The 24,622-nt window shown below is 64.9% G+C and carries 30 protein-coding genes; 19 read left to right on the top strand and 11 right to left on the bottom strand.

The genetic code is table 11. The features are described from left to right. The first annotated feature begins 8 nt into the window (after positions 1 to 8). Positions 9 to 818: a helix-turn-helix domain-containing protein gene (locus tag MO486_RS10915; RefSeq protein ID WP_242907404.1), complete on the top strand. Its 810-nt coding sequence runs from the start codon at positions 9 to 11 to the stop codon at positions 816 to 818. 44 nt (positions 819 to 862) lie between these two features. Here the strand turns inward: MO486_RS10915 and MO486_RS10910 are convergent, their stop codons facing one another. Continuing rightward, complete coding sequence (locus tag MO486_RS10910) at positions 863 to 1,081, bottom strand: DUF4386 family protein (protein WP_242907402.1); 219 nt, start codon at positions 1,079 to 1,081, stop codon at positions 863 to 865. 310 nt (positions 1,082 to 1,391) lie between these two features. Between MO486_RS10910 and MO486_RS10905 the strand changes: the two genes are divergently transcribed. From MO486_RS10905 to MO486_RS10860, 10 genes are all read left to right on the top strand, one after another. Continuing rightward, positions 1,392 to 2,153, top strand: coding sequence for an alpha/beta hydrolase (locus tag MO486_RS10905; protein ID WP_242907400.1), 762 nt, complete (start codon positions 1,392 to 1,394; stop codon positions 2,151 to 2,153). Positions 2,154 to 2,233: 80 nt separating this feature from the next. Next, positions 2,234 to 2,815, top strand: coding sequence for an NADPH-dependent FMN reductase (locus MO486_RS10900; RefSeq protein WP_242907398.1), 582 nt, complete (start codon positions 2,234 to 2,236; stop codon positions 2,813 to 2,815). After that, positions 2,812 to 3,372, top strand: coding sequence for a hypothetical protein (locus MO486_RS10895; protein WP_242907396.1), 561 nt, complete (start codon positions 2,812 to 2,814; stop codon positions 3,370 to 3,372). The genes MO486_RS10900 and MO486_RS10895 overlap by 4 nt, the downstream gene beginning before the upstream one ends. A gap of 198 nt (positions 3,373 to 3,570) precedes the next feature. Then, positions 3,571 to 4,041, top strand: a complete 471-nt coding sequence (locus MO486_RS10890; protein WP_242907394.1) for an EF-hand domain-containing protein — start codon at positions 3,571 to 3,573, stop codon at positions 4,039 to 4,041. A gap of 43 nt (positions 4,042 to 4,084) precedes the next feature. Then, on the top strand, positions 4,085 to 4,324 hold the full coding sequence (locus MO486_RS10885; RefSeq protein ID WP_242907392.1) for a hypothetical protein: 240 nt from the start codon (positions 4,085 to 4,087) through the stop codon (positions 4,322 to 4,324). Between the two features lie 105 nt (positions 4,325 to 4,429). Beyond that, entirely contained in the window at positions 4,430 to 4,801 is a 372-nt protein-coding gene (locus MO486_RS10880) for a hypothetical protein (RefSeq protein ID WP_242907390.1), read from the top strand. 95 nt (positions 4,802 to 4,896) lie between these two features. Next, entirely contained in the window at positions 4,897 to 5,196 is a 300-nt protein-coding gene (locus MO486_RS10875) for a DUF2798 domain-containing protein (protein ID WP_345779210.1), read from the top strand. 29 nt (positions 5,197 to 5,225) lie between these two features. Further along, positions 5,226 to 6,017, top strand: coding sequence for an alpha/beta hydrolase (locus MO486_RS10870; protein WP_242907386.1), 792 nt, complete (start codon positions 5,226 to 5,228; stop codon positions 6,015 to 6,017). Positions 6,018 to 6,024: 7 nt separating this feature from the next. Continuing rightward, positions 6,025 to 6,963: an ABC transporter ATP-binding protein gene (locus tag MO486_RS10865; RefSeq protein ID WP_242907384.1), complete on the top strand. Its 939-nt coding sequence runs from the start codon at positions 6,025 to 6,027 to the stop codon at positions 6,961 to 6,963. After that, positions 6,960 to 7,721 carry an ABC transporter permease gene (locus MO486_RS10860; RefSeq protein ID WP_242907381.1) on the top strand — a complete coding sequence of 254 codons (762 nt, stop codon included), beginning with the start codon at positions 6,960 to 6,962 and terminating at the stop codon, positions 7,719 to 7,721. Before MO486_RS10865 ends, MO486_RS10860 begins: the two co-directional genes overlap by 4 nt. Positions 7,722 to 7,747: 26 nt before the next feature. Here the strand turns inward: MO486_RS10860 and MO486_RS10855 are convergent, their stop codons facing one another. From MO486_RS10855 to MO486_RS10825, 7 genes are all read right to left on the bottom strand, one after another. Further along, positions 7,748 to 8,722 carry a hypothetical protein gene (locus MO486_RS10855; RefSeq protein WP_242907380.1) on the bottom strand — a complete coding sequence of 325 codons (975 nt, stop codon included), beginning with the start codon at positions 8,720 to 8,722 and terminating at the stop codon, positions 7,748 to 7,750. Then, a complete protein-coding gene (locus tag MO486_RS10850; protein ID WP_242907378.1) occupies positions 8,689 to 9,633 on the bottom strand; it encodes a tetratricopeptide repeat protein in 945 nt (314 codons plus the stop codon). The genes MO486_RS10855 and MO486_RS10850 overlap by 34 nt, the downstream gene beginning before the upstream one ends. A 130-nt stretch (positions 9,634 to 9,763) precedes the next feature. Continuing rightward, complete coding sequence (locus MO486_RS10845; protein WP_242907376.1) at positions 9,764 to 9,997, bottom strand: hypothetical protein; 234 nt, start codon at positions 9,995 to 9,997, stop codon at positions 9,764 to 9,766. A gap of 120 nt (positions 9,998 to 10,117) precedes the next feature. Continuing rightward, positions 10,118 to 10,492, bottom strand: coding sequence for a YciI family protein (locus MO486_RS10840; RefSeq protein ID WP_242907373.1), 375 nt, complete (start codon positions 10,490 to 10,492; stop codon positions 10,118 to 10,120). Between the two features lie 52 nt (positions 10,493 to 10,544). Next, the gene (locus MO486_RS10835; protein ID WP_242907371.1) at positions 10,545 to 10,829 is read right to left on the bottom strand and encodes a DUF4031 domain-containing protein; all 285 of its coding nucleotides are present in this window, start codon (positions 10,827 to 10,829) and stop codon (positions 10,545 to 10,547) included. A 15-nt stretch (positions 10,830 to 10,844) separates the two neighbouring features. After that, positions 10,845 to 11,111 carry a DUF3297 family protein gene (locus tag MO486_RS10830; protein ID WP_242907369.1) on the bottom strand — a complete coding sequence of 89 codons (267 nt, stop codon included), beginning with the start codon at positions 11,109 to 11,111 and terminating at the stop codon, positions 10,845 to 10,847. Between the two features lie 61 nt (positions 11,112 to 11,172). After that, complete coding sequence (locus tag MO486_RS10825) at positions 11,173 to 12,600, bottom strand: PLP-dependent aminotransferase family protein (protein WP_242907368.1); 1,428 nt, start codon at positions 12,598 to 12,600, stop codon at positions 11,173 to 11,175. 86 nt (positions 12,601 to 12,686) lie between these two features. On the opposite strand from MO486_RS10825, the gene MO486_RS10820 reads away from it, so the two are divergent. Then, positions 12,687 to 13,592 carry a DMT family transporter gene (locus MO486_RS10820; protein ID WP_242907366.1) on the top strand — a complete coding sequence of 302 codons (906 nt, stop codon included), beginning with the start codon at positions 12,687 to 12,689 and terminating at the stop codon, positions 13,590 to 13,592. Positions 13,593 to 13,659: 67 nt separating this feature from the next. On the opposite strand, the gene MO486_RS10815 is transcribed toward MO486_RS10820, so the two are convergent. Further along, positions 13,660 to 15,825 (bottom strand): M36 family metallopeptidase, encoded by a 2,166-nt coding sequence (locus MO486_RS10815; RefSeq protein WP_305037368.1) that lies wholly within the window; start codon positions 15,823 to 15,825, stop codon positions 13,660 to 13,662. Positions 15,826 to 15,992: 167 nt separating this feature from the next. Between MO486_RS10815 and MO486_RS10810 the strand changes: the two genes are divergently transcribed. The 3 genes from MO486_RS10810 (at position 15,993) to MO486_RS10800 (ending at position 18,919) form a co-directional block, all read left to right on the top strand. Next, positions 15,993 to 17,873: an ABC transporter ATP-binding protein/permease gene (locus tag MO486_RS10810; protein ID WP_242907364.1), complete on the top strand. Its 1,881-nt coding sequence runs from the start codon at positions 15,993 to 15,995 to the stop codon at positions 17,871 to 17,873. A 111-nt stretch (positions 17,874 to 17,984) separates the two neighbouring features. Next, complete coding sequence (locus MO486_RS10805) at positions 17,985 to 18,296, top strand: carboxypeptidase-like regulatory domain-containing protein (protein WP_242907362.1); 312 nt, start codon at positions 17,985 to 17,987, stop codon at positions 18,294 to 18,296. Between the two features lie 200 nt (positions 18,297 to 18,496). Beyond that, positions 18,497 to 18,919, top strand: a complete 423-nt coding sequence (locus tag MO486_RS10800; protein WP_242907360.1) for a PepSY domain-containing protein — start codon at positions 18,497 to 18,499, stop codon at positions 18,917 to 18,919. A 22-nt stretch (positions 18,920 to 18,941) separates the two neighbouring features. On the opposite strand, the gene MO486_RS10795 is transcribed toward MO486_RS10800, so the two are convergent. Further along, entirely contained in the window at positions 18,942 to 19,502 is a 561-nt protein-coding gene (locus tag MO486_RS10795; RefSeq protein ID WP_242907358.1) for a cysteine hydrolase family protein, read from the bottom strand. A 97-nt stretch (positions 19,503 to 19,599) separates the two neighbouring features. On the opposite strand from MO486_RS10795, the gene MO486_RS10790 reads away from it, so the two are divergent. The 4 genes from MO486_RS10790 to MO486_RS10775 all read left to right on the top strand — a co-directional run bounded on the left by MO486_RS10790 (position 19,600) and on the right by MO486_RS10775 (position 23,993). Then, the gene (locus MO486_RS10790; protein ID WP_242907356.1) at positions 19,600 to 20,034 is read left to right on the top strand and encodes an Lrp/AsnC family transcriptional regulator; all 435 of its coding nucleotides are present in this window, start codon (positions 19,600 to 19,602) and stop codon (positions 20,032 to 20,034) included. A gap of 113 nt (positions 20,035 to 20,147) precedes the next feature. Then, positions 20,148 to 20,336, top strand: a complete 189-nt coding sequence (locus MO486_RS10785) for a hypothetical protein (protein ID WP_242907354.1) — start codon at positions 20,148 to 20,150, stop codon at positions 20,334 to 20,336. 73 nt (positions 20,337 to 20,409) lie between these two features. Further along, positions 20,410 to 22,533 (top strand): TonB-dependent receptor, encoded by a 2,124-nt coding sequence (locus tag MO486_RS10780; RefSeq protein WP_242907352.1) that lies wholly within the window; start codon positions 20,410 to 20,412, stop codon positions 22,531 to 22,533. Positions 22,534 to 22,667: 134 nt separating this feature from the next. Then, entirely contained in the window at positions 22,668 to 23,993 is a 1,326-nt protein-coding gene (locus MO486_RS10775; protein WP_242907350.1) for a sorbosone dehydrogenase family protein, read from the top strand. Positions 23,994 to 24,115: 122 nt separating this feature from the next. Here the strand turns inward: MO486_RS10775 and MO486_RS10770 are convergent, their stop codons facing one another. Beyond that, positions 24,116 to 24,382, bottom strand: coding sequence for a hypothetical protein (locus tag MO486_RS10770; protein ID WP_242907348.1), 267 nt, complete (start codon positions 24,380 to 24,382; stop codon positions 24,116 to 24,118). Positions 24,383 to 24,622: the final 240 nt, after the last annotated feature.

Below are 24,622 nucleotides of genomic sequence, written 5' to 3'. Positions count from 1 at the left end.
GCCCGCGCGTGACACGCGACGTCGGCAAGGCGCGCGGGATCCTGCGGCATGCACCGGAACCAGGTGAATTCGGCCATGTCCGGATCGCACCGTCGCCGGCGCTGGCATGGCTGGTGCAGCACTACTGGATCGTGAGGTGGGACCTGCGCGGCCATCCACCGCAAGTGCGCGAGACGCTGCCGCATCCCAATGTGCACCTGACGCTGGAGCCGGGACGCAGCGGCATCCACGGCGTGCATTCCGGGCGCTTCACCTGTGAACTCGATGGGCAGGGTGGCGTGTTCGGCGTGAAGTTCCGGCCGGGTGGCTTTCGTCCCTTCCTGCAGCGATCGGTGTCGACGCTACGCGATCGCTCGCTGTCGTTGCAGGATGTCTTCGGCCCTGCTGCTGATGCGCTCGAAGCGGAGGTGCTGTCGCAATCCGAAGATGGGGCCATGGTGGCGATCGCCGAACGCTTTCTCGTGGCGCGCATGCCACCTTCGGACCCCGTTGTCGCCCAGGTCGGCGACATCGTCGACATCATTGCCGATGATCGCGACCTCATTTCCGTCGATCAGCTCGTGCAACGCTGGCATCTCGACAAACGCCGCCTGCAACGACTGTTCAACGATTACGTCGGTGCCAGTCCGAAATGGGTGATCAACCGCTACCGCCTGCACGAGGCTGTTGAACGACTGGCCGCAGGCGTTACTGTCGACTGGCCGCAGCTCGCACTGGACCTGGGTTACTTCGACCAGGCCCACTTCATCCGCGACTTCAAGGCGTTGGTTGGACGCACCCCGGGGGACTACGCGCGCAACGATCCCGGTGGCGGTTGATGCGAGGCACGACGATCGCAGGAGCGCGGCTTCGAATGAATTATTCAGGCCGCGTCACGGGCTGAAACGAAGAGCCTGTTCGGCTCATGAACGCCCATGAGCAGCAGCCACAGGCAGGTGCCGATCTCTTCCAAGGAGGCAGGCAACGTGACGAAACGCGCGATGGCGGTTTCCGGGTAGCCGGTAACAAGCACGCTTCCGAAAAAGTCGATCAGATAACCGAAGCACCCCGCCATCAGCAGGAGGCCCAGAATCCTGGTCATGAGGCCGATTGTCTGCACTTTGTCGGCGTCGCGGCCCGCGCCGCGGGGTCCGGGTGCCAATTCGTTGCAAGCGGTCGGGACCAATCGCACGCGGGTTTCGCCCGATGCAAGGCTAATCTACGGGCCGCTTCCATCTGGAGACTCGACCATGACGACCGCGTTTCTTCGGTGCTCCCACCACATGCTCCTGGTGATATGCCTGCTTCCGTCGCTGGTGTTCGCGAACGACGTCGCGCGAACTGCGCAAGTTTCAAGCGCGTTCGTGACGGCGCCGGATGAGGCCAGGATCCACTACTTGCATGGCGGAACGATGAACTCGCTGCCCGCCGTCGTCTTCATTCCAGGGTGGACGTGGTCGGCGTCGATCTGGGGGCCACAGATGACGATGCTGGCGTCGGGGCGTCGGGTCGTTGCCATGGATCCGCGTTCGCAAGGGGATTCCGCGAAGACGACGGAGCGCAATACGCCCGAAGGCAGGGCCGAAGACATTGCGGCGCTGTTGCAGCAGTTGGGCGATTCGCCGGTCGTGCTCGTGGGCTGGTCGCAGGGCGTGCAGGACATCGCCGCTTATATCGAGCAGTCCGGCACGGATCGCCTGGCGGGCATCGTGCTCGTGGATTCGGCGCTGGCTGCGGGCTCGGCGAGCATCGATGTCGATCGCGAAGGGACCAGGCAATTGCTCGATCGCATGGGCATCTACGTCCGGTACCCCGCGGAATACCTGGCCGGCATGATGGACGCGAGCCGCACGCATCCGTTTACCGCGGACGAGAAGGCGCAACTCGTCGCACTGGCGCGGAAGACACCTACCAGCACCGGGCTATCGATGCTCGTGTCGGATGTGCTGACCAGGGATCGACGTGGTGTGGTCGCAAAGATCGACAAACCGACGCTGGTGATCGCATCGGCGACGTCGGGCGAGCTCGCGGCGCAGAAGCAGATGGCTGCGGACATTCCAGATGCGACGCTGCATGTGGTGGACGACGCCGGCCATGCAGTCTTCCTCGATCAGCCGAAGGAATTTTCGCGGGTGCTGGCGCGCTTCCTGGACGGACTGAACACGCGTGGCTAGATACCGCGACATGGCCGCCGGTTTGTAGCGGCCCGCCAAGAAGCGCAGCATGTCGTCCACGGTGACGACAGGAGCGGTCGATGGTGCGCATTCTTGGAATCTCGGGCAGCCTGCGCAGCGGCTCCTACAACACGGCGCTGTTGCGGGCAGGTGTCGACCTGATGGGGGATGGGGCCACGCTGGAGACCGCAACCGTGCGTGGCATTCCCTTGTACGACGGCGACGTGGAAGCCGCCGAAGGCCTGCCGCCGTCCGTGCAGATACTGAAGGGGCAAGTGCTCGCCTGCGACGGCCTGCTGCTGGCGACGCCCGAATACAACAATGGCATCCCCGGCGTGTTCAAGAACGCGATCGACTGGCTGTCGCGTCCGGCATCGGAGATCCCACAGGTGTTCGGCAATCGTCCGGTGGCGGTGATGGGGGCCTCGCCCGGTGGGTTCGGCACCATCCTGTCGCAGAACGCGTGGTGGCCGGTGCTGCGCACGCTGCGCGCAAACACATGGTTCGGTGGCCGCCTGATGGTTTCGCGCGCGGGCAATGTGTTCGACGCCGATGGCGCGTTGGTGGACGAGACCGTGCGCACGCAGTTGCGGGATTTCCTCGCCGGATTCGTCCAGTTTGTAGCGCAAGGCAAGGCTGTGCAGGAGCAGCGTGGGCCATGAATACTCCCGACATCGAATTCGATCCGGATGACAACTTCGCCCATAGCTTCGAGGCCGGTGCGGATGCCGACGACGAGGAAACGCCGGAAGCGCTGGTTTGGCAGTTGCTGTTGCTGATCAATCCCGGCGACGAGGAAACGGCGCTGCAGCAGTTCACCGCATACCGCGACGCGTTGGCGGAAACCGGGGCGGATGATACCGAGCCCGTATGGCTGCTCAAGGACGTGATCGACTGGAAGTCGGGCTTCTACGTCGACTGGACGGACGTCGCGACGTTGATCGACAGCATCAACGAGTTGGTCGCGCGCTGGAACCTGCGCATCGACTGGGGCGTGGAAGACCCGACCGACGATGAGTTCCTCAACGACACCGACGTACCCGCATTGATGGCGATCGCGTACGACCGCCTGCGTGAATACGGCTACACGCTGTGGACCTGGAACACCAATGGCGACGCTCATGCCGGCTGGATCACGCTTAGCCGCGATGACGAGGCGATGCGGGTGATTGCGCCCGCGCTGGGGATCGAGTTGCGTGCAGCGAGCGATGCGTATTGAGCATCACTTAACGACACAAGCCTGTCCGCTCATGCGAGGTCATTGTGGCCTTCGTCGCGCGCATCGGATGACGCCATTCAGGACGGTGAATGAAGCATGCGCCGTTTTTTTGACGGACCGCTAACCGCATGGAGCGCACGCTAAGCGATGGGCAATGAGCGTGCCGGATCGCGGGTACGTCTGGCAGGAGTCATCGCAATGAATCACCAGAAGAATCGCGGCATGCTGTTTGCATGTTCGTTGTTGGGCGGCATGACGTTTTCCGTCTGGGCGAACCATGCCAATGACATGTTCAAGACCATGGACACCAACGGCGACAACATGGTGTCCGCGGCGGAACACGCGGCCGGCGTCAAGACTATGTTCGCCAAGATGGACACCGATGTCGACGGCAATGTCACTGCTGTCGAAATGGATGCCAGCCACAAGATGAAGATGAAGGACGACAAGGGCATGCGTCATGCCATGTCCTCGGCCGACAAGATCAAGATTATGGATACCAACGGTGACGGCATGCTGTCCGCGGCGGAGCACGACGCCGGCGCGCAGCAGAAGTTCAGCGAAATGGACACCGACAAGAATGGCAGCCTGTCCCGAGAGGAGATGCAGGCTGGACACCGGATGATGAAAAAGGAGAAGCCGGAAGCCAAGCAAGACAGCGGCACATGAATCCAGACGGGATGCACGCATCCTGCATGTAAGGAGCAAGATGATGAACCAACGTGCCAATGCACCCGAAGGCCTGCGCAGTGGTGAAGCGAGCGGCCGGCATCAGGGCCTGCGTCGGCCCAGCGATGCCGAGCGTATCGAAAGGGCGTTGCATGTGGTGAGCCTCGAAGAGCTGGGCGACGTCGTGGAGGACCAGTTGCGCGATCGACGCAGCAGTGGTCTTCCAGTCGCTGACGATGGCGACAACGCAACAAGTCGGAAGCTGCAAAGGCGGCGGCAGTGAACACGAGGTGCAGATAGCTCGTGCTTGTTGCCGTGCCCAACGACGCACGCCCTCGCGTGCCGTGGGCGCGTTTGGACTGCATGACGCCGATGCCAAGGACCAACGATGCAGACGCCGCCCACACCCACGCCGGTCCAGGAACCGACCGAACCCCAACGCGAGCCGGTCACTCCGCGGCCGGAGCCCACCACGCCGACGCGTGAACCGATCACGCCATCGCCGGATGAACCGAAGCCGGATGCGCCCGCGCCTGCACCGCCGATACCGGAGCAGCCCATACCCGCACCGCCATCGCCAGAAGTGCCACAACGTCCCGAACCCATGCCCGAGCAACCGCAGCCGGAAGTGCCCGAGCCACCGACGCCACAACCACCGCTCCCGGGACCGGAGATTCCGGCACCGGATGTCCCGCAGCCGAGTCAGCCACCGGCGCACGATCCGATGCCGCCGGCACCGAAGTCGAACTCGCACAGCTGACGTACGAGTCGTCGCCGAAACCCTGTGACAAACGCGATTGCCCCGTCGATGGGACGATCCTTCCCTCGATTGCGGGCTTATCGGCGCACCGTGCGATGCCTAGGCTATGCGCTCCGCATTCGAGGCATTCCCCCATGCTCACGCCCCGCCAAGCCCAGCTGGCCTTTGTTCCGCTCATGGTCACGGCCATGTCCGGCATCATCAGCCTTGTCATGACGTTGTTGCATCATGGGTTCGCGCCTGGTTTGACCGCGATATGGCTGTACAACTGGGCGATCGCCTTCGTCGTCGCCCTGCCGACGGCCTGGGTGATCGTGCCGTCCGTGCGCGCGTTGCTGGCGCGGTTGACCCGGGAGACGACTTCGATGGGAAGGCAGCTTGGCGACATGGGCTAAGCGCAATACCTCCACGTCTCGAGTGACGCATGACCGAAGATCTCTCCGTATTGGACCGAGCCGCATCTCCTCCCGATGAAGTCGTGAAGTACGGCGACGCGGTCGATCAGGCCGCTGACGTTCGATTCGGCGATCAACGCGCAAGGTTGCGGCCATTGGTGCTGCTCATCCATGGTGGATTCTGGCGCCCGCAATACGATCGCGCGCAGACCGGACCGATGGCAGCCGAAGTGGCGGCGCTGGGGTGGACAGCGGCGGCGATCGGCTACCGACGGATACCGGGCCTCCCCGATGCGACCGTCGCGGATGTCGCGCTGGCGCTCGAGCGCCTGCCAGCGCAAGTGGCGCAGCACGATGGCCGCGTCATCCTGATCGGTCACTCCGCGGGTGGCCATCTGGCGCTGTTGGCAGCGACGAAGCACGCGACTCCCGCCTTGTCGGGCGTCCTGGCATTGGCGCCGGCTGCCGATCTGCAACTGGCCGATGAACTTGGACTGGGCAACGGTGCCGTCCACGCCTTCCTCGGCACCACGCCGGATGCGCGCGTCGACCTCGATCCGCGCCAACTGGATACGCCATCGGTAGCTACGATCTTCGTGCATGGCGAGGACGATGCCGTCGTGCCACTCGCCATTTCGGAGTCCTACCAGGCGACGCATGCAGCCATCCAGCTGCTGCGTCTCGAGGCGTGTGGGCACTTCGCCCTCATCGATCCGCTCAGCCCGGCATGGCCCACGGTCGTGCGGGAACTGGAGCGCCTATCTGCCGGCGACCGCGTTGCGATCGTTCCGCAAGCGGTCGCCCACCTTTCGTGCGAATGAGGTCAACGTGCAGCCGATCATCTCCGTCACCAATCTCAGCAAGACCTACGCATCGGGGTTCAAGGCGCTCAGCAACGTCGACCTGGACATCCGGCGCGGCGAGATCTTCGCGTTGCTGGGTCCGAACGGTGCCGGCAAGACCACGCTGATCAACATCGTCTGCGGCATCGTCAACGCGAGTGCAGGCACGGTGGTGGCCGATGGCCGCGACATCGTGTCCGAGTTCCGGGCGGCGCGCGCGAAGATCGGCCTGGTGCCGCAGGAGTTGCACACCGATGCGTTCGAGACGGTGTGGGCGACAGTGAACTTCAGTCGCGGCCTGTTCGGCAAGGCGCCGAACCCCGCGCACGTCGAAAAAGTCCTGCGCGACCTGTCGCTGTGGGACAAGAAGGACAACAAGATCATGACGCTGTCCGGCGGCATGAAAAGGCGCGTGCTGATCGCCAAGGCGCTGTCACACGAGCCGAAGATCCTGTTCCTCGACGAACCCACCGCCGGCGTCGACGTCGAACTGCGCCACGACATGTGGCAGATGGTGCGGAACCTGCGCGAGAGCGGCGTGACCATCATCCTCACCACGCATTACATCGAGGAAGCCGAGGACATGGCCGATCGCATCGGCGTGATCAGCAAGGGCGAGCTGATCCTGGTCGAGGACAAGGCCGTGCTGATGCGCAAGCTCGGCAAGAAGCAGCTAACCCTCCACCTGCAGCAGCCATTGCCGGATATTCCAGATGAGCTCGCCGCGTTGCCGCTGGAACTCGCCGAGGACGGCCACGCGCTGGTGTACACCTTCGACACGCAGGGCGACGAGACCGGCATCGCCACACTGCTGAAGCGGCTCGGCGAACACGGCATCGATTTCAAGGACCTGCACTCCAGCGAGAGTTCGCTGGAAGAGATCTTCGTCAGCCTGGTGCACGCCAACGGCGGAGGCCGCGCATGAACCTGCCTGCGATCCGCGCGATCTACCGCTTCGAAATGGCGCGTACTTTCCGCACCATCACCCAGAGCATCGCCTCGCCGGTGCTGTCGACATCGCTGTACTTCGTCGTATTCGGCGCGGCGATCGGTTCGCGCATGGGCGCGATCGACGGCGTCAGCTACGGCGCCTTCATCATTCCCGGCCTGATCATGCTCACGTTGCTCAACGAGAGCATTTCCAACGCCTCGTTCGGCATCTACCTGCCGAAATGGTCGGGCACGATCTACGAGCTGCTGTCGGCGCCGGTGTCGTTCGTCGAGGTGGTGGTCGGCTACGTCGGCGCGGCGGCGACCAAGTCGGTGATGCTCGGCGTACTGATCCTGGTGACGGCGCGCTTCTTCGTGCCCTACGAGATCGCGCATCCGGTGTGGATGGTCTGCTTCCTGCTGCTGACGGCGGTGACCTTCAGCCTGTTCGGCTTCATCATCGGCCTGTGGGCGGACGACTTCCAGAAGCTGCAGGTCATCCCGCTGATGATCGTGACGCCGTTGACCTTCCTTGGCGGCGCGTTCTATTCGATCAACATGCTGCCGCCGGTATGGCAGAAGATCACGCTGTTCAATCCGGTCGTGTACCTGATCAGCGGTTTCCGCTGGAGCTTCTACGGCGTGGCCGACGTCAATGTTGGCATCAGCGTGACCGCGATTCTCGGCTTCCTCGCGTTGTGCCTGGCATCGGTGTGGTGGATCTTCCGCACCGGTTGGAAGCTCAAGGCTTGAGGCTTTGGTCTATCGCTTGCCACGCATCAATGTGCGGCTGCTGCCGCCAGCTGCTCGGGGTTGAAGAGGGATAGCGGTTCGTCGCGCGCGAGCGGTTCCGCCCAGCGCGGGACTTTCGCCAGCCACGCGGCGATGCGCGATGCGACGTCAGGTTTGCGGAGATCGATCGCGTTCTGGATCGCCGCGAGTTCGCGATCGGCTTCGCGCAACCGTTGGCGGTCGTGGGCGAGTGCAGCCGCGGCGTAGCGCTCATTGATCGTGCCGAGCGCCGTGCGTGCGCTTGCCAGCATCAAACGCGCGGTGGCGGGTTCCTTCGCATCGAGTGCGTAGCCCGCGGCTTGCGCGGCAGCGCGCGCATCGGCGATGGCATTCGCGAGTCGTGTCGGTTGCACGGGAGTGGATGGGCACGCGCCAGGCGAGAGCATGCGCACGTACGAGGCCACGCTGTCGAGGGTCAACCGCGATGGTTCCGGACCATCGAATTCTTCGACGATGAGGCCGCGGATGAAGGTTTCCAGCGCGCGATTCGCAGGGTCCCTGGGCACTTTCAGCAACTGTGCCGGCCCACTCAGGTCAGGAATGGGCGTCGGGTTGTGGCGACCATCGCCGCGGTGCGAACTCATCAGCGACGAGGTGACGTCTGCGGTGCCCGGCGCGCCCGAGAATCCGCGGAACTGGAAATCCGGATTGCCGCGCCCGTTGCGATGACAGCTGTTGCACGACAGGCCTGCGCGCGCGGCTTGGCCGCCCAACAGCAACGGCGTACGAAACGCAGCGCGGCCGATGGCGAGGCGATGTGCGGTTTGCGCGTCGGCGGATAGCGACAGGCATTCGGTGGGTTCATGCGTTAGCGCGTGTGCTTGCCGTTCTTGCGGCAACCAGCGTGCGGCACGCAGCGGCAACTCCGCCGCCGCTCCCAATGGCGATGCTGCCGCCAGCGCGAGGCTGGCGGCGAGGGCGAAGCCGATCAGGAAGCGTCGGGCGTTGCGGCGACGATCCATCGACGCAATTCATCCGCCTGCGCGCAACCGTAGCTGCACGTGGCTTCGAGTTTCGCGAGCATGCGACGTGCGCCGGTCAGGTCGCCGCGTTCGACCATCAGCTCGCCGTAATACTCGGTTGCGCCGAGATGATCGGGCGCTGCGGCCAGCGCTTGCCGGTAGTAATCCTCGGCCACCGTGAAGCGGCCGAGCTTGCGATTGGCAAAGCCAAGGTAGGTGAGGATGTCAGGGTGCGGGCCGAACACGCGCGCCGATGCGCTCAAGGCGACGATCGCATCCTCGTAGCGTTTTTCATTGATCAGCGCGACCGCCTCAAGATAGGCGCGGTCACCGTGATCGGCGCTGGCGAACAGGAACTCCGACGCGGTCGGTACGGATGACGTCGGCGGTGGCGTGGTGCCGAGCGCCGCTTCGACGGCGGGAACCGCGGCCTTCAGGTCGGCGGCTTGCGCGCAGGTGTCGGCGCACGTGGTGGCGCGTTGCTTGAGGTCATCGAGCACGGCGCGTGCCTTGTCGGCTTCGCCGAGCTTGGCGAGGGTAATGCCGAGTTCCTGGTGCGCGGGAATCAGGTTCTCGTCGTACTTCACGGCTTTTTCGTAATAACGACGCGCGTCTTTCAGCTTGCCCAGTCCGGTACGAGCCAGGCCCGCCATGAAATTGCTGTTGGCGTCGCGTGGGATGACCTGCAGCACGCGGCCGAAGGCGCGGTCGGCGTCTTTGTAATTTTCAGCCTGTAGTGCTTCGAGGCCTTTCTTGTATTCGACGGTCGGGTCGAAGCGCGGCGCGCTCATGCTCGGCGGTGCACCGCTCGGCATGTTGCCGCCGCCGCCACCATCGGCGCAGACTGCCGTCGCAAGGACCAACAGCGCGCTGCCGCATGCAACGCGGACCAGTCGTGAGTGAGCAGGCATGGCGGCTCTCCGGAATGGCGTCGACGCGCGAACACTACTCCGAAAAGTCTGGGGTTGCAGCACGACTTAAGGCAGGGTTGGAGCGGCCAAAAAACCGAGCGGAAGCGCTTCGGCACCTGTCCGAATGCGGCTAGCGCTTGCGTGCCGGCGGCTTGGGCGGCGGCGTGCCCGTCGCGGCCGTGGAGTCGACCTTCTGCAACACGCGGGTCGTACCGAGCTTCTCGACGCGGCCACCGCTGCGTTCGAAATCGGCGATGTGATCGGAGATGCGGCGGCTCTCCATGCGCTTGTGGTTGGCATCGCCACCGGGCTGCGTGCCACGGGTGTTGTCCCGTTGATTGCCGCGACCCTTGCTACTGGACATGGGGTTCCTTCGCTTTCGGCGCCCGCACGCCCGCCTGGAAGGGGCGGGCACGATTGCGGCGCGTGCCCCCACTATGCGCCCTCTGCGACGGTTCGTGTCACCTGAATGGGATGGGGGCCGTTACGCGCCGACCAGGCGTCGCACCGCTTCGAAATCCCGCACTGGGCGCACCTCGATGCTGCCGTAGCCTGCCCAGGGGAAGTCGGCGGCGATGCGCATCGCTGCGTCGATGTCCGGGGCTTCGATCAGGTTGAAGCCGGCGAGGACTTCCTTGGTTTCGGCAAAAGGACCGTCGATCACCGTGCTGCGTCCGCTGCGCACGCGCAAGGTGCGTGCGGTTGCCGGCGCTTCGAGCTGCTGTGATTCGAGTAGATGGCCGGCGTCACGCAGTTCATCGGCCTTGCCGATGCAGCCACGCATCATGGTGTCATATTCGCCCGCAGGCAGGGCGTCGAGCAGGCTTTGGTCGATATTGATCAGCATCAGGTACTGCATCGGCATCCTCGGTGCGGTGGCAATGCAAGGATGATAGCCGGCTGGCCGGATCTCACGCGTGTTCGCCGCGTCCCTGCGCCTTGGCGTTGCGGATCACGGTGCGCACCAGCTCGCGATCGTGATGGCGCGAGATGGCGACGGCACCAAGGCGGATCGCCTCTTCGCGCACAGGCGCGGGGACATCGTAGTGCGCGCCGCTGGTCTTGTTCTGGAACGCGCGGTGCGGGATGCCGAGCCGTGCCGCCATCTCGTGTAACTCGTCCAGTGTGTCGGCCATCAGATGCGCCCAACGCTGGCCGCGCCAGAGGGTGACTGCATCGTCGACGTAGACGGTCATGCCCGCATCCGCACATCAGCCTGCGGGGTCTGGCTCTGCGTGCTTCGTGTCGAGGAAGTAGGGCACGACTTCGCCCTTGACCTTCATCGTCATCGGCTGGCCGCGGCGATCGAGCGACTTGCCGACCGGCAGGCGCACCCAGCCTTCGCTGACGCAGTATTCCTCGACGTTGGTCTTCTCCACGCCGTTGAAGCGGATGCCGATGCCGCGTTCGAGGATGGCGGCGTCGTAATGCGGGCTGCGGGGATCGGTGGAGAGGCGATCGGGAAGGGTATCGGTCATCGTTCGAGCTCAGTGGCTGTGGTCGCTACGACCACGTTCGCGTGAATTGTAGCCTCGCACCCTATGCGAGCAGGCGCTGCGCCAGGCTGCCGACGGTACGCAGGCCGGCTTCGACAGGCGCGTCCCATTTCAGGCCGCAGCTCAGGCGCAGGTGGTGGCGGTAATCGCCACGATTGGAGAACAGGTGGCCGGGCAGGGTGCCGATGCCGCGCGCGAGGGCGGCCTCGAACAAGGCCTGGCCCTCGAGTGGCGCCGGCAATTCCAGCCACAGCGCCATGCCGCCGGTCGGTTCAGAGACGCGCGTGCCTTCGGGCCAGTGATGGGCGATGGCTTCGCGGTAGCGTTGCGCGTTGGTGGCGAGTTCGCGGCGCAGGCGGCGCAGGGCGCGATCGAAATCGTGGCGCGACAGGTATTCGGCGATCGCCAGTTGCGGCAACGTTGCCGTGGCCACGGTCGAAAAGCATTTCGCGCGTAGCAACTCCGTGGCCCACCGTCCCCCGAGCACCCAGCCGACGCGGAAGCCCGGCGCGAGCATCTTGGAGAACGAGCCGCAGGTGATCACGTGGCCGCGGCCACCATCGAAGCGACGCAACGGGGCAGGACGCTCGCCTGAGTAGGCGAGCTCGCCATAGAGGTCGTCTTCGATCACCACGACGTCATGCGCCGTGCAGGCGGCGACCAGGGCGCGCTTGTCGACATCGCTGGTGAGGCTGCCGCTGGGATTGTTGAAGTTCGGCACCAGGACTGCAGCGCGGACGGAATGGCGATCCAGCAATTCCGCTGCGCATGCGGCGTCGATGCCGGCACCAGCCCGATTCGGTACCTCGATCACGCGCAGGCCGAGGGCTGCGACCGCCTGCAGCAAGCCGTAATACGTCGGCGTCTCCAGCAGCACGATGTCGCCGGGCTTCGTGACGGTACGCAACGCCAGGGTGATCGCCTCCATCGCGCCGGCGGTGATGATGATCTCGTCGGGATCGACGTCGACTGCGCATTGCGCATAGCGCTGTGCAATGCGCTGGCGCAATTCGGCGATGCCCTGCGGCACCGCATAACTCAGCGCGACACCCGGGTCGCGGCGGAGGACGCGTGTCGTGGCGGTGGCTAGTGCAGCACTGGGCAGCAACTCGAGCGAGGGCGTGGCGGCGTGGAACGGCAGGACGTCCTTGCGCCCGAGCACGTCGAGGACACCGAGCAAGGCCGGGTTGCGGATGGGCTGCGGGGCGCGTGTGCGCGCCGGGGTGAGGCCGCGTGGTAGCGATGCATGGGGTGCGCGGACGTAATAGCCCGAGCGCGGCCGCGCCTCGACCAGGCCTTCGCGTTCGAGATGCAGGTACGCCTCGACGGCCGTCGCCAGGCTGACCCGTTGCTCGCGGCCGAGCCGTCGCAGGGAAGGCATGCGTTCGCCCGCGCGCAGCACGCCGCGCTGGATCTGTCCGCGCAGGCGTTCGGCTAGGCGCTCATAGAGCAGGGTTTCGGGCATGGGCATCTGTACTGGTCAAATTATATGATAGCTGCATCTGTACTGGCGTTCAGTCACGGCCTAGCCTGCAGTTCCCCCGCCCGGCCCCCTGCATGAACGCCGCTTCCAGCCGTGAATCGCGTACCGCGCTGATCCAGTTGTTCGTCGCCGAGATCCTGATCGGGTCGGTCGGCGTCTTCGTCCATGAAAGTGGGCAGGATGCGACCACCTCAGTGTTCTTCCGCTGCGTGTTCGGCAGCCTGTTCCTGATCGCGTGGGGCATCGCGCGGGGTCATCTGCGCGGATTGCTCGCAGAGCGCGCGCTGATCAAGGCGGCCGTGGTCAGCGGCGTGGTGCTGGTGCTGAACTGGGTCGCGCTGTTCGCCGGCATGGCGCGCTCGTCGATCGGCGTCGCCACGCTGGTCTATCACTTCTTCCCGTTTGCGATGCTGGCGTTGGCGGCGCTGTTCTACGGCGAACGCACGCGACCCGCAGACCTGGCCTGGACCAGCCTCGCGTTTGCCGGGGTGGTGCTGTCCGCTGATCCGATCAAGCTGTTCGGCAGCGCCGACGCCAGTTACCTGCTTGGCGTCGGCCTGGTGTTCGTCGCGGCGATCCTTTGCGGCGCCTCGATGCTGCTGTCGCGCCAGATCAGTCGCGAGCGTCCGTTTGCGGTGGTGCTGATCCAGTGTCTGGTCGGCGTGGCGATGCTGGCACCGTTCGCGGATTACTCAGCGGTGGCCGGCATGGGTTCGCATTGGGTCTGGCTGGCCGGCCTCGGCCTGATCCACAGCGGCATTTGCTATGTGCTGTTCTATTCCGCTTACCCGCGTCTGCCGGTGGTCACGATTGCGGTGCTGGCCTTCGTCTATCCGGTGATCGCGTTGTTGCTCGATTATCTGTTGTATGGCCAGGCACTGAGCCCGATCCAGACGGTGGGTGTTTCCCTGATCGTCCTTGGCACGCTCGGTGTGAACCTGAAGTGGAGCTGGGCGCGCTCGGTGCCGGTGGAGGCCTGATTGGTTGCATGTGCAAAAAGAACGGGGGCGCCCGCGCGCCCCCGTCGATGCGTGCAATGTCCACGGTCTACGGAATTGCGGTGCACCCCGCCGGCAGCGCGAACGACTCGGTCACGATCACACTCACGCCAAGCGCCGAGGATTTGGCCTTGCCCCTGGCGCCGACGCCGACGCCGTAGTCGGCGAATGCATCCCACACCAGGCATTCGTGGCCGCTACCCGCAGTGGCCGCGAGAATGCCATCACGCATGTTCTCGAAGCTTGGGTACGCCTGCGTGTAGTTCATGCCGTCGACGATGAAGGCGAGCGTATCGTCCTTGCTCACCCCCGCGCCCTGGAAGTTCTTCCACAGCCGCCAGCCGATAGCGCCGTAGACCTCGCCGTCGAAATGCACTTCCGCGCCGACGATGTCGCCGTAGGTGCGCGAATAGTTGGCGTAAGGCGCGGAACGGATGCCGCCCGGGTCAGCGAACGAATACTCGGCCACGACGTCATCATCGTTGATGATGATCGCGAGCACGTCGCTCATGCCTTCGCCGATGGCACCGGACAGCGGGCCGCTCATGTGTCCGATCATCCGCCAGGTCAGGCCATGGCCGTATTCGTGCCAGACGATGTCGGAGTCGAGGGCGCTGTCCTGCATGATCGGCGCCGGATCGAGGAGGCGCAGGGTGGCATTCACGCCTGTCGCTGCTTTCAGGATGCCCCCGTTCGACTGGCCGATCATGACCGCGGGAATGGTGATGGTGGCATCAGTCCCACCCATCACGATCGGGTTGTTACCCTGGTTGTTGACCATGATGACGCCGACCGCGCCGGCGTTCTGCGCGTTCTTCACTTTGATGACGAAAGTACAGGTTCCGCGGTCGATCAGGGCGACCTTGTCCGCGACGTCGGCAGCATTGGCGATCGGCTCGCAGGCATCGGTGGTGGTGCCTGTGCCATCGTTGACCAACACCACGTCGTCAGTGAGGCCAGTGGCGTCGAGCGAGCCGCCGAAAGCGGCACGGCGGGCGGCATACGAAGTGCCGGCAAGCTCCGCCGGTGCATTGATCAGCACTTCATGGTCGGGCAGCGGTGAGGACCACAGGTACATCTGCATGCGCGGATTGTTGCCGTCGCGCGGCGTGGCGAAATTGGCGTTGTCGGTGCCGCCACCGTCCTGCGCTTCGGCGTTGACAGAATCGCTGCCGCGACCGCCGAGTCCGAAGTTGTCTTCCTGGAAGTTGCCCGCGGCCTCGTCGAAACCGGCGAGGTAGAGCCGGTCGTGGATCACGTTGTTGAGATAGAACAGGTTCTGCACCGCGACATTGGGGTTCTCGCCAGCCGAAGGCTGGATGCCGGTATCGAATGCGGTGAGGAAGTTGCCGTCGGCGACACTCGTACCGCCTGCATCCGGCACGCTATCGTTGACCGCATCGAGATAGGCGTGCGCATTGTTGCCGGCGATGTCGATCGAGCGGTGCGTCCCGCCGAACAACCAGCCGCCGGGCCCTGCCACGATCGCCTGTGGGGTTGCGGTGGGATCGACGGTGAATACGTTGTAGGAGTCGGTATTGGTGCGCTTGACTACTTCGATCACGCGACCGTTGCCGTCGACGACAGTCTCATGCAGCAGGTTGCCGGACAGGCGCCACGTCTCGACCAGGAAGCCGGTCGACAATGTGCCGTCGGGCATCGGGAGTGCCACGCGCGTCACCGTGGGTGCTGCATAAAAGCCACGGGCCTTGGCGAAGCTGGTCGTATTGCCGCGACGGGTCACTACCTGCGGTACTGCGCCCGCGATCTTCAGTTCCCTGAACGCCGCGGCCAGTGCTGTCGCTTCACCAACGGCTGCGCGCGTGACGCCGCCGCCGGCGGGCACGGGCGCGAGGTTTTCGATCATGCCCAACAGTTCGCCGCGCCGATTGATCGTGGCCTTGACGTAGGTGTCGTACACCATCAACCCGCCGACTTCCTGCGTCATGCGCAGGTGGCGGCGATCGTCATGCCGGCTGTCCGACCTGAGCTTCAGCGAAGCTACCGTAGTGTCGGAATGGCCGTGTTGGCGCAGGTAGGTGGCGGCAATGGCCGCAGGGGCCGCCTGCGAAGGCAGGGTCAGCGCGCGGCCGCCCGGGGCCAGCGCCGTGCGTGTCGTCAGTACGCCGGGGGTGACCGGATTGCCGGCCGCATGCACGGCCAGCGCGAGGCTGGCCGACAACAGGCCAACCGTCAGGATCTTGTTTCTGTACATGATGGGTTCCCCTTGCTGCAGTGGAAAAGCCGCACCTGTGCGGGTCTATTGATGCAAGGTCGAGCAAGCCAAACGATGATTCGCTTCCCGGCGTTAATAGACCGAGAAAAGCAGCGTCCATCGGCCATCGGCTTGCAACGTCGCCGGCGAGTCACCATGTTGGCGCCATGACCCTGCCCACCGAATCCGCGCCGCTGCCTGTTACCGATGCTGCCGGCAGCGACGACGGCAACGCGCCTGTCGCCCGCGCCACGACCGCGCGCAGCGAATGGCAGGTCGTCCGCGAGCTGGTGCCGTTCCTGCGGCCATTCATCGGCCGCATCGCCCTGGCCCTGGCCCTGGTCGTCGCCGGCAAGCTCGCCAACTTGGCCGTGCCGATGGTGCTGAAGCAACTCGTCGACGGGCTGGATGTGGCGCCGACGTTGCTGGTCCTGCCGGTCGCATTACTGGTCGCCTACGGCGCCTCGCGCTTGTCGGTGACGCTGTTCACCGAGCTGCGGCAAGTGGTGTTCGCGCGGGTCATGGCACGCGTGTCGCGGCGGGTGACGCTGCAGGTGTTCCGCCACCTGCATGCGCTGTCGCTGCGCTTCCACCTGGCGCGCCGCACCGGCGGCGTGGCGCGCGATGTCGAACGCGGTGGCAGCGCGATCTCCGACCTGCTCGACTGGACCCTGTACACCATCGTGCCGACCGTGCTTGAAGTGGTGCTGGTCACCGCGGTGCTGGTGCGGCTTTACGACTGGGGCTTCGCCTTCATCACCCTGGCGACGCTCGCGGCCTACATCGTGTTCACGGTCGCGATCACCGAGTGGCGCACGCGCTACTACCGCGCTTCGGTCGAAGCCGACACGCATGCCAACGAGCGGGCGGTTGACTCGCTGCTCAACTACGAAACGGTCAAGTACTTCGGCAACGAGGAACACGAGGCGCGTCGCTACGACGAAAACCTGGTGCGCCTGGAGAATGCCCAGGTGATGAGCCGCAAGACGCTGGCGGTGCTCAACCTGGGACAGACCGCGATCGTCGCGATCGGCGTGACCGCGATGATGTGGCGCGCTGCCGCCGGCGTGGTCGCTGGCCACATGACCATCGGCGACCTGGTGCTGGTCAACGCCTACCTGCTGCAGCTGTCCGCGCCATTGAACATGCTCGGCATGATGTATCGCGAGGTGAAGCAGGCATTCACCAACCTCGAACGCCTGTTCGGCCTGCTCGACGAGCGCCAGGACGTGCAGGACCGTCCCGACGCGGTGCCGCTGCATGCGCTGCATCCGCGGGTGACGTTCGAAAACGTGCAGTTCGCCTACGACGCGCGCCGGCCGATCCTGCAGGACGTGGGCTTCACGATCCCGCCCGGGGGCACCGTCGCCGTGGTCGGGCATTCGGGTTCCGGGAAATCGACGCTGGCGCGATTGCTGTACCGCTTCTACGACGTCGACGCCGGGCACATCCGCATCACCGATGCCGAAGGTGCGGTACGCGACGTCCGCGACTACACCCAGGCCTCGGTACGCAGCGCCATCGCCATCGTTCCCCAGGACACGGTGCTGTTCAACGACACCATCTTCTACAACATCCAGTACGGCCGCCCGGAAGCGAGCCGTGAGGAAGTCGAACAGGCGGCACGTGCCGCGCACATCCACGACCTGATCGTGTCGCTGCCGGACGGTTATCAGTCCGAAGTCGGCGAGCGCGGGCTCAAGCTCTCCGGCGGCGAAAAACAGCGCGTCGCCATTGCACGCGCGTTGCTGAAGAACCCGGCGATCCTGATCTTCGACGAAGCGACCTCCGCGCTCGATTCCAAGTCCGAGAAGGCGATCCAGGCCGAGCTCGACCGCATCGCGGTTGGCCGCACTACGCTGGTGATCGCGCACCGGCTGTCGACGGTGATGGGCGCCGACGAGATCCTGGTGATGGATGCCGGCCGGATCGTCGAACGCGGCCACCACGCACATCTCCTCGCCGTCGATGGCCACTACGCGCAGATGTGGCGGTTGCAGCAACAGGCGCAACGCGCGGCGGCGGCGGAAGCGGCCGCAGAATCATGACTTCGCCTCTGCTGAATTTGTCAGCTAACCGGTGACCTTCGGCACGGTTGGCACTTCCAGTCGTGCGCCTAGACTGCCAGCACCACGTCCTGATCATTGAAGAGAACTCGCATGTCTTCGCAAAACAACACCTTGAAGCGCCTCATCATGGGGGCGTCCATCACCATGGCGATCGCCTTCGGTGCGAACGCGCAACATTCGAACGGCAATATCGCCGGTACAGCAGTAGCGGGAGATACCGTGGTCATCCAAGGCAGTGACACGGGATGGCATCGTGAACTAACCATCAAGAAAGATGGCAAGTTCCAGGTGCGAGCGGTGCCCTCGGGTGAGTATGTCGTTACCATCACACATGCAGACGGCAAAGCCGAGCCAGCAAAGCCGATAATCGTTAGGGTGGGTTCGACTGCGCGCGTGCAGTAACGCCAGTATTCAAGTTTAAGGAACGCCGCTTCTCAGGGAGCGGCGTTTGTTTTCCAGCCTTGGTTGCTTAAAGGCATGTCAAGGCCATTTGAAGATTGCATTAAAGCGTGAACTGGGACAGCCAGGACATGCTGACGACATTCACCGCCAGTTCGCGCAGCGCGACCAAAACTCAAGGCTCCTGCCAGTAGGAGCTTGTGATGAAGAAGATCGCTGCATTGAGTCTCGCCCTGACCGTGTTCGCTTCCGGCGCCGTCATGGCGCAAGAAGCGTTGACCGAGCACGAGGTGCGCGAAGCGCTCGCCGAGCAGGGCTACACCAAGGTCAACGACGTGAAGTTCAGCGACGGCGTATGGTTGGCCGACGCGCGCAGCGCCGATGGCAACCGCATGGAAGTGCGGATCGACCCGAAGACCGGCAAGGTCTATCCCAACACGGGGGTCGCGCAGTTGAACGAGAAGGACGTGCGTGCGCAACTGGCAGCGGCCGGTTACACCAACGTGCACGATGTCGATTACGAGGACGGCATCTGGAATGCCGAGGCCGATGATCCGGAAGGCAAGGACGTCGAACTGAAGATCGATCCGAATACCGGCAAGGTGATCGGGAAAGAGAAGGATTGAGGATTGCCTTGCTCGCGGCGGCTCAGCCCAGCGCCGCGAGCAAGGCGTCGGTGTCGAGCACCTCGGCGAATTCCGTGCGCAGCGTGGCCAGGTGCGCACGCTGGATGACGTCGGCGGCGATCACGCTGCCGTCGGCGTCCTTCAGGTCGAAGCAAGCGCAGGCATCACCGACGACCAGCGTGCGGTAGCCGAGGTTGCTGGCGACGCGCGCAGTGGTCGACACGCACATGTCGGTGCTGATGCCGAACAGCACCACGCCAGTCACGCCGAGGCGGCGCAAGCGCAGTTCGAGGTCGGTGCCGATGAAGGCCGCGTTGACCGACTTGCTGACGACAGGTTCGTCGTCCTGCGGCTCGAATCCAGATCGGAAGGCGTTGCCCGGATGCTGCGGATGCAGCGACGAGCCGACGTGGATCGAATCATGGCGCACATGGATCAGCGGTAGCCCGCGTGCACGCCAGGCGGCGAGCAGACGCTGGCCGTTGGCTTCCATCACCGGGTTGTTGCGTTGCGGCCACGGCGCGTAATCGAAGCCTTGCTGCACGTCGATCGGAATGAGGACGGTGGTGTGGTCGAAGGTCATGGCGGCGTCCGCTGGGCGAGGCGCGCACTGTGCGTGGTCGCGCACGCCGGTCTCAACCCGGCAGAATGCCGGTCTTGTCGGCCCCGGGTGACCAACGATGAAAGCCCTCGATGCCATCGACCGCAAGTTGATCGCGTTGTTGCAGGACAACGCGCGGTTGTCGACCGTCGCGTTGGCCAAGGCCGTCGGTCTGTCGCGCAGCACCGTGCAGGAACGCCTGCAACGCCTGGAAAGCGCCGGTGTGATCGCGCAGTACACGGTGCGCCTCGGCAGCAACGGTGATCCGCTGCAGGCGTGGTTGTGGCTGCGTTATGCCGACGGCTTCAGTTGCGACGACGTCATGCCGCTGCTCACCGAACTGCCGCAGGTGCAGCAGTGCTACAGCGTTGCAGGCGAGATCGACCTGCTGGTGCTGGTGCAGGCGGAGACGCCCGGTGCACTGGCCGACCTCCGCGAACGGATCGCCGGGTTCAAGGGCGTCGACGACGTCACCACGGTGCCGGTGCTGCGGACCATGCTCGATCGGCGCTAGACCCGCCGGCAGTCTCAGTCCCGGCGATTTCGGGCAGGGTGACTTCCGGCCTATGGCGAAGAGGTGTCTGGTGTTGTAGTCTACCAACACACCAATTCACAAGGACGACCGCCATGACCACTGCCCTCTATATCGAACGCCGCAAGACCCCGCGCACCAGCGCCACGACCACCCGCAACGCCGCCCCGGCCCATATCCACCGCGAGCGCGATTTCGGTGTCGGCTACGGCAACAGCAGCGGCTACGCCTCGAACCGCCGTTACATCGATACCCGCGGCCAGACCTATTTCCGCTGCCGCTGAAAGGTAGCGTGATCGAAACCGCGGGCTGGCGGGGGATCGCACGGCCTGAACACGGCCACGCTAGGCTGGTGCGATGTCGAAATGCGCCCTCGCCCTGGCTGGAATGCTCACCCTCTGCGGCCCGGTCTTCGCAGCCGGGCCGCAACGCAAGCTCGAGGAGCTCGATCGCATCCAGGTGACGGCGACGCGCACGCCGCACGCGGCGCAGGACGTGCCGGCTTCGATCAGCGTGGTGGAAGGCCCGGATTACCGCACCGACACCCTGGGTGCGAGCCTCTCGGAAAAGCTGGCGACGATCCCGGGCCTGTTGGCACGTAACCGGCACAACTACGCACAGGACGAGCAACTGTCGATTCGCGGCTCCGGCACGCGCGCCAGCTTCGGCATTCGCGGCGTGCGCCTGTATGTCGACGGGATCCCGGCGACGATGCCGGATGGACAGGGGCAGGTTTCGCATTTCCCGCTGGCTACCGCCGAGCGCATCGAAGTGCTGCGCGGGCCGTTCTCGGCGTTGTACGGCAATGCCTCTGGTGGCGTGATCCAGTTGTTCACTGCGGACGGAACGGCACCGACGAACATCGGCATTGCATCAGCCGGTGGCAGCGACGACAGCCGGCGGCTGGGCGTCGATCTGCGCGGGGCGCAGGCAGATAGATTCGACTACAGCCTCGGCCTCAATCATTTCGCCACCGATGGTTTTCGCGACCACAGCCGCGCAGAACGCACTGCCTTCAACGGCAAGGCGAATCTGTCGCGGGGCAACACGACGGTGACCCTGCTGGCGAATGCATTGTCGGCGCCCGGCACGCTCGATCCACTCGGCCTGAGCCGCGTGCAGTTCGAAGCCGATCCGCGCCAGGCCACGGAGGGCGCGCACCTGTTCAACACCCGCAAGTCGGTATCGCAGCGACAACTGGGCGCGGTGCTCGCGCACGATTTCACGAGCGATGCGCAGTTGCGGCTGCTGGCCTATGCCGGTGAGCGCGAGGTCACCCAGTTCCTCGCCATCCCGGTCGCGACGCAACGCAATCCGCTCAGCGGCGGCGGCGTGATCGATCTGCGCGCACCGTATGCGGGCCTCGATGCGCGCTGGACGCAGACCGCGACGCTGGCGGGAAAGCCACTGGAAGTCGTCGTCGGTCTCGGCTACGACCAGCTACGCCAGGATCGGCGCGGCTACGAGAATTTCGTCGGCAGCCAGCTCGGCGTGCGCGGCGCGCTGCGCCTGCAACAGGACGATCGCGTCGCCGCCCTCGACCAATACGCGCAGGCGACGTGGCGACCGGACGAAGCCTGGTCGCTGATGGCTGGTGTGCGCCGCAGTGAAATCGCCTTCCGCTCGCGCGATCGCTACATCACCACCGCCAATCCAGACGACAGCGGCCGCGTGACCTATCGCGCGACTTCGCCGGTGTTCGGCCTCGGTTGGCAACCGCGCCCTTCGCTGCATGTGTACGCATCCTATGGGCACGGTTTCGAGACGCCGACGTTCAACGAACTCGGTTATCGCGCCGATGGCGGCAGCGGGCTGAATTTCGGCTTGCGCCCGGCGCGTACGCGCAGCGGCGAGGTCGGCATGAAGCTGCAAGACGATGCCGGCTTGCGCACCGAGGTCGTTCTGTTCCGCGCCGACACCCGCGACGAACTCACGGTCAACACCAGCAGCGGTGGCCGCACGACGTTCCAGAATGCCGGCGATGCGCGCCGCTTCGGCGCGGAATGGTCGGCGAGCCTGCCGCTGGCAGGCGCCTGGCGCGCGCTATTCGCCTACACCCATGTCAACGCGCGTTTTCGCGACGGCTTCCTCACCTGCGTGACCACACCGTGCGCGCAAGCGACCATCGTGGTGGCGCCGGATACGCGAATTCCCGGTGTGCCACGCAACACGCTGTATGCGGCGCTGCATTGGGGTGACGAGATCGGCTGGCACGTGCGCTTCGATGGGCAATACGGGGGGGCGGTGCCGGTGAACAATCTTGATGACGAGCGCGCCGATGCGTACGCGGTATTCGGTGCCAGTGCCGGTTACGGTTTTCGCGACGCGCGCAGCGAAGGCCGGGTGTTCTTCGCCGTCGGTAACGCGTTCGATCGACGTTATGCCGGTTCGGTGATCGTCAACGAAGGCAATCGCCGTTATTACGAACCGGCGCCGGGGCGCAAGGCGACCGTCGGCATCGAGTGGCGATGGCGCGATTGACATGGCGCAGTTGAAAGCTTTGACGCCACGTTCACGGCGTGTCGCCGTCTCACATGGACTTCATAGTCGCGGGTTCACCGTGACGCCTCGACAGGCGTGGCCTGCGGCTCACCTGTCACGCACAGGAGGTCGCTATGAACAGCATCGTCCATCCCCATGCGCGTCACACCTTCGCGTTATTGCTGATCGGCATAGTCGGTTGCGGCGAGACCGCGCGCTTGTCGACGAAGGCCGGCACCGGACCGCATCCGATGCTGCCAGCGCCGACCAAGACACTGATCCCCACGGTCAAGATCGCTACAGCGGTCGGTTGGCCTGCCGGCGCAATGCCGACACCGGCTGCAGGGCTTGCGGTCAACGCCTATGCACGCGACCTCGTGCATCCGCGTTGGGTGTACGTGCTACCCAACGGCGACGTGCTGGTGGCGGAAACCAATCGGCCGCCCACCGAAGATCCGCCACTGGGCGTGTTGCGCAGGTGGTTCGTGAACAGGGCCTTCGCGAAGGCCGGCGCCTCCATGTCCAGCCCCAATCGCATCACGCTGCTGCGCGATACCGATGGCGATGGCGTCGCCGAGACCCGCAGCGTGTTCCTGCAGAACCTGATGTCGCCGTTCGGCATGGCACTGGTCGGCGAGACGTTCTATGTCGCCAATGCCGATGCAGTGGTGCGCTTTCCGTACCGCAGCGGCGACAAGCAGATCACCGCTGCGCCGACCAAGGTCACCGATCTGCCGGGTCTACCGCGCAACCATCACTGGACTAAAAGCCTGGTCGCGAGCAAGGACGGCTCGAAGTTGTACGTCGGTGTCGGCTCCAACAGCAACGTCGCCGAACACGGCATGGAGATCGAAACCGATCGCGCTGCGATCCTCGAAATCGATGCGGCGACCGGCAGCCGGCGTTTGTTCGCCTCCGGTTTGCGTAATCCGGTCGGCATCGCCTGGCAACCGCAGAGCGGGGTGTTGTGGGCGGTGGTCAACGAGCGCGACGAACTCGGCAGCGACCTGGTGCCCGATTACCTGACTTCAGTACGCGAAGGCGCGTTCTATGGTTGGCCTTACAGCTATTACGGCCAACATGTGGATAGCCGCGTGCAGCCACCGCGGCCCGATCTGGTGGCGAAAGCGATCCCGCCCGACTACGCGCTGGGCTCGCATGTCGCGCCGCTGGGCCTGACGTTCTACACCGGCAAGCTGTTGCCCTCGCGTTATGCGAATGGCGCCTTGGTTGGCTTGCATGGTTCGTGGAATCGCGATCCGCCGGCTGGCTACAAGGTAGTGTTCGTGCCGTTCGCGGATGGCCGTCCGGCCGGCGACATCGAAGACGTGCTGACCGATTTTCTCGACACGTCCGGCAACGCACGCGGGCGCCCGGTCGGTGTTGCGGTCGGCAAGGATGGCGCGCTGCTGGTCGCCGACGATGTCGGCGACGTCATCTGGCGCATTGCGCCGAAGTAGGGCCTGATGCCGCGTGATGCCGCGTCATCGCTCGGTTGCGTATCGGCATACGCGCCCTCGCTCTTCCTTGCCTCGCACGGCCTCAGGCCCGGCGCGACCTGCTCGGATAGCGTGAACAGGCCCTAGCTGGTCACGAGCGCGGGGGTGGCGTCAAAACGGCGCGGATAGCCGCGCTCGCTGGCAATGCGCTCGACCTCGTAATCGGCCAGCTCCGGTGCGGCATAGACCACGTAGGCGATCTCGCCATCGCTATTGTGTTCACCGATGTGGTGCAGCCGGTAGCGCGGCCGGCCGGCGCCAGTGTTTTCGGGGTAATGCGCAGGCGGCTGGGCTGCGTCGAGATCCAGTTCGCTGTTGTCCACCATGCCGCCGACGAAGAGTGCTCGCATCGCTTTGCTCCAGGGTGGGTTCGCGAGCATGGTGACGCCAACGATGTTGCGATTTCATAAAGCCGGTGTTAGCGACGCAACGCCGCACCAGGGCCTGTTAACGCTATCCGAGCAGGTCGCGTTGCTCCTCAGTGGCTGCCAGGTGGTGTTGCGTGCCGCAGCGCCTTGCTTGCTGCAAGGACAAGGCGCGCGGCGCCGGCTGGCGGCCACTGAGGAGCAACCCGGAGGGCCGGGCCTGAG

Origin of the sequence: Lysobacter sp. CFH 32150 (assembly GCF_022758295.1) — a bacterium.
Taxonomy (GTDB): Bacteria; Pseudomonadota; Gammaproteobacteria; order Xanthomonadales; family Xanthomonadaceae; genus CFH-32150.
Note: the sequence above shows the minus strand (reverse complement) of the source record. Positions and strands in the feature narration are given on the sequence as shown.

Bases quoted from the DNA above. Each gene is read 5' to 3' on its own strand.
- MO486_RS10910 (WP_242907402.1), bottom strand. From the start codon at position 1,081: ATGACCAGGATTCTGGGCCTCCTGCTGATGGCGGGGTGCTTCGGTTAT.
- MO486_RS10905 (WP_242907400.1), top strand. From the start codon at position 1,392: ATGAACTCGCTGCCCGCCGTCGTCTTCATTCCAGGGTGGACGTGGTCG.
- MO486_RS10900 (WP_242907398.1), top strand. From the start codon at position 2,234: ATGGTGCGCATTCTTGGAATCTCGGGCAGCCTGCGCAGCGGCTCCTAC.
- MO486_RS10895 (WP_242907396.1), top strand. From the start codon at position 2,812: ATGAATACTCCCGACATCGAATTCGATCCGGATGACAACTTCGCCCAT.
- MO486_RS10890 (WP_242907394.1), top strand. From the start codon at position 3,571: ATGAATCACCAGAAGAATCGCGGCATGCTGTTTGCATGTTCGTTGTTG.
- MO486_RS10885 (WP_242907392.1), top strand. From the start codon at position 4,085: ATGAACCAACGTGCCAATGCACCCGAAGGCCTGCGCAGTGGTGAAGCG.
- MO486_RS10880 (WP_242907390.1), top strand. From the start codon at position 4,430: ATGCAGACGCCGCCCACACCCACGCCGGTCCAGGAACCGACCGAACCC.
- MO486_RS10875 (WP_345779210.1), top strand. From the start codon at position 4,897: ATGCCTAGGCTATGCGCTCCGCATTCGAGGCATTCCCCCATGCTCACG.
- MO486_RS10870 (WP_242907386.1), top strand. From the start codon at position 5,226: ATGACCGAAGATCTCTCCGTATTGGACCGAGCCGCATCTCCTCCCGAT.
- MO486_RS10860 (WP_242907381.1), top strand. From the start codon at position 6,960: ATGAACCTGCCTGCGATCCGCGCGATCTACCGCTTCGAAATGGCGCGT.
- MO486_RS10855 (WP_242907380.1), bottom strand. From the start codon at position 8,722: ATGGATCGTCGCCGCAACGCCCGACGCTTCCTGATCGGCTTCGCCCTC.
- MO486_RS10850 (WP_242907378.1), bottom strand. From the start codon at position 9,633: ATGCCTGCTCACTCACGACTGGTCCGCGTTGCATGCGGCAGCGCGCTG.
- MO486_RS10845 (WP_242907376.1), bottom strand. From the start codon at position 9,997: ATGTCCAGTAGCAAGGGTCGCGGCAATCAACGGGACAACACCCGTGGC.
- MO486_RS10840 (WP_242907373.1), bottom strand. From the start codon at position 10,492: ATGCAGTACCTGATGCTGATCAATATCGACCAAAGCCTGCTCGACGCC.
- MO486_RS10835 (WP_242907371.1), bottom strand. From the start codon at position 10,829: ATGACCGTCTACGTCGACGATGCAGTCACCCTCTGGCGCGGCCAGCGT.
- MO486_RS10830 (WP_242907369.1), bottom strand. From the start codon at position 11,111: ATGACCGATACCCTTCCCGATCGCCTCTCCACCGATCCCCGCAGCCCG.
- MO486_RS10825 (WP_242907368.1), bottom strand. From the start codon at position 12,600: ATGCCCATGCCCGAAACCCTGCTCTATGAGCGCCTAGCCGAACGCCTG.
- MO486_RS10820 (WP_242907366.1), top strand. From the start codon at position 12,687: ATGAACGCCGCTTCCAGCCGTGAATCGCGTACCGCGCTGATCCAGTTG.
- MO486_RS10815 (WP_305037368.1), bottom strand. From the start codon at position 15,825: ATGTACAGAAACAAGATCCTGACGGTTGGCCTGTTGTCGGCCAGCCTC.
- MO486_RS10810 (WP_242907364.1), top strand. From the start codon at position 15,993: ATGACCCTGCCCACCGAATCCGCGCCGCTGCCTGTTACCGATGCTGCC.
- MO486_RS10805 (WP_242907362.1), top strand. From the start codon at position 17,985: ATGTCTTCGCAAAACAACACCTTGAAGCGCCTCATCATGGGGGCGTCC.
- MO486_RS10800 (WP_242907360.1), top strand. From the start codon at position 18,497: ATGAAGAAGATCGCTGCATTGAGTCTCGCCCTGACCGTGTTCGCTTCC.
- MO486_RS10795 (WP_242907358.1), bottom strand. From the start codon at position 19,502: ATGACCTTCGACCACACCACCGTCCTCATTCCGATCGACGTGCAGCAA.
- MO486_RS10790 (WP_242907356.1), top strand. From the start codon at position 19,600: ATGAAAGCCCTCGATGCCATCGACCGCAAGTTGATCGCGTTGTTGCAG.
- MO486_RS10785 (WP_242907354.1), top strand. From the start codon at position 20,148: ATGACCACTGCCCTCTATATCGAACGCCGCAAGACCCCGCGCACCAGC.
- MO486_RS10780 (WP_242907352.1), top strand. From the start codon at position 20,410: ATGTCGAAATGCGCCCTCGCCCTGGCTGGAATGCTCACCCTCTGCGGC.
- MO486_RS10775 (WP_242907350.1), top strand. From the start codon at position 22,668: ATGAACAGCATCGTCCATCCCCATGCGCGTCACACCTTCGCGTTATTG.
- MO486_RS10770 (WP_242907348.1), bottom strand. From the start codon at position 24,382: ATGCGAGCACTCTTCGTCGGCGGCATGGTGGACAACAGCGAACTGGAT.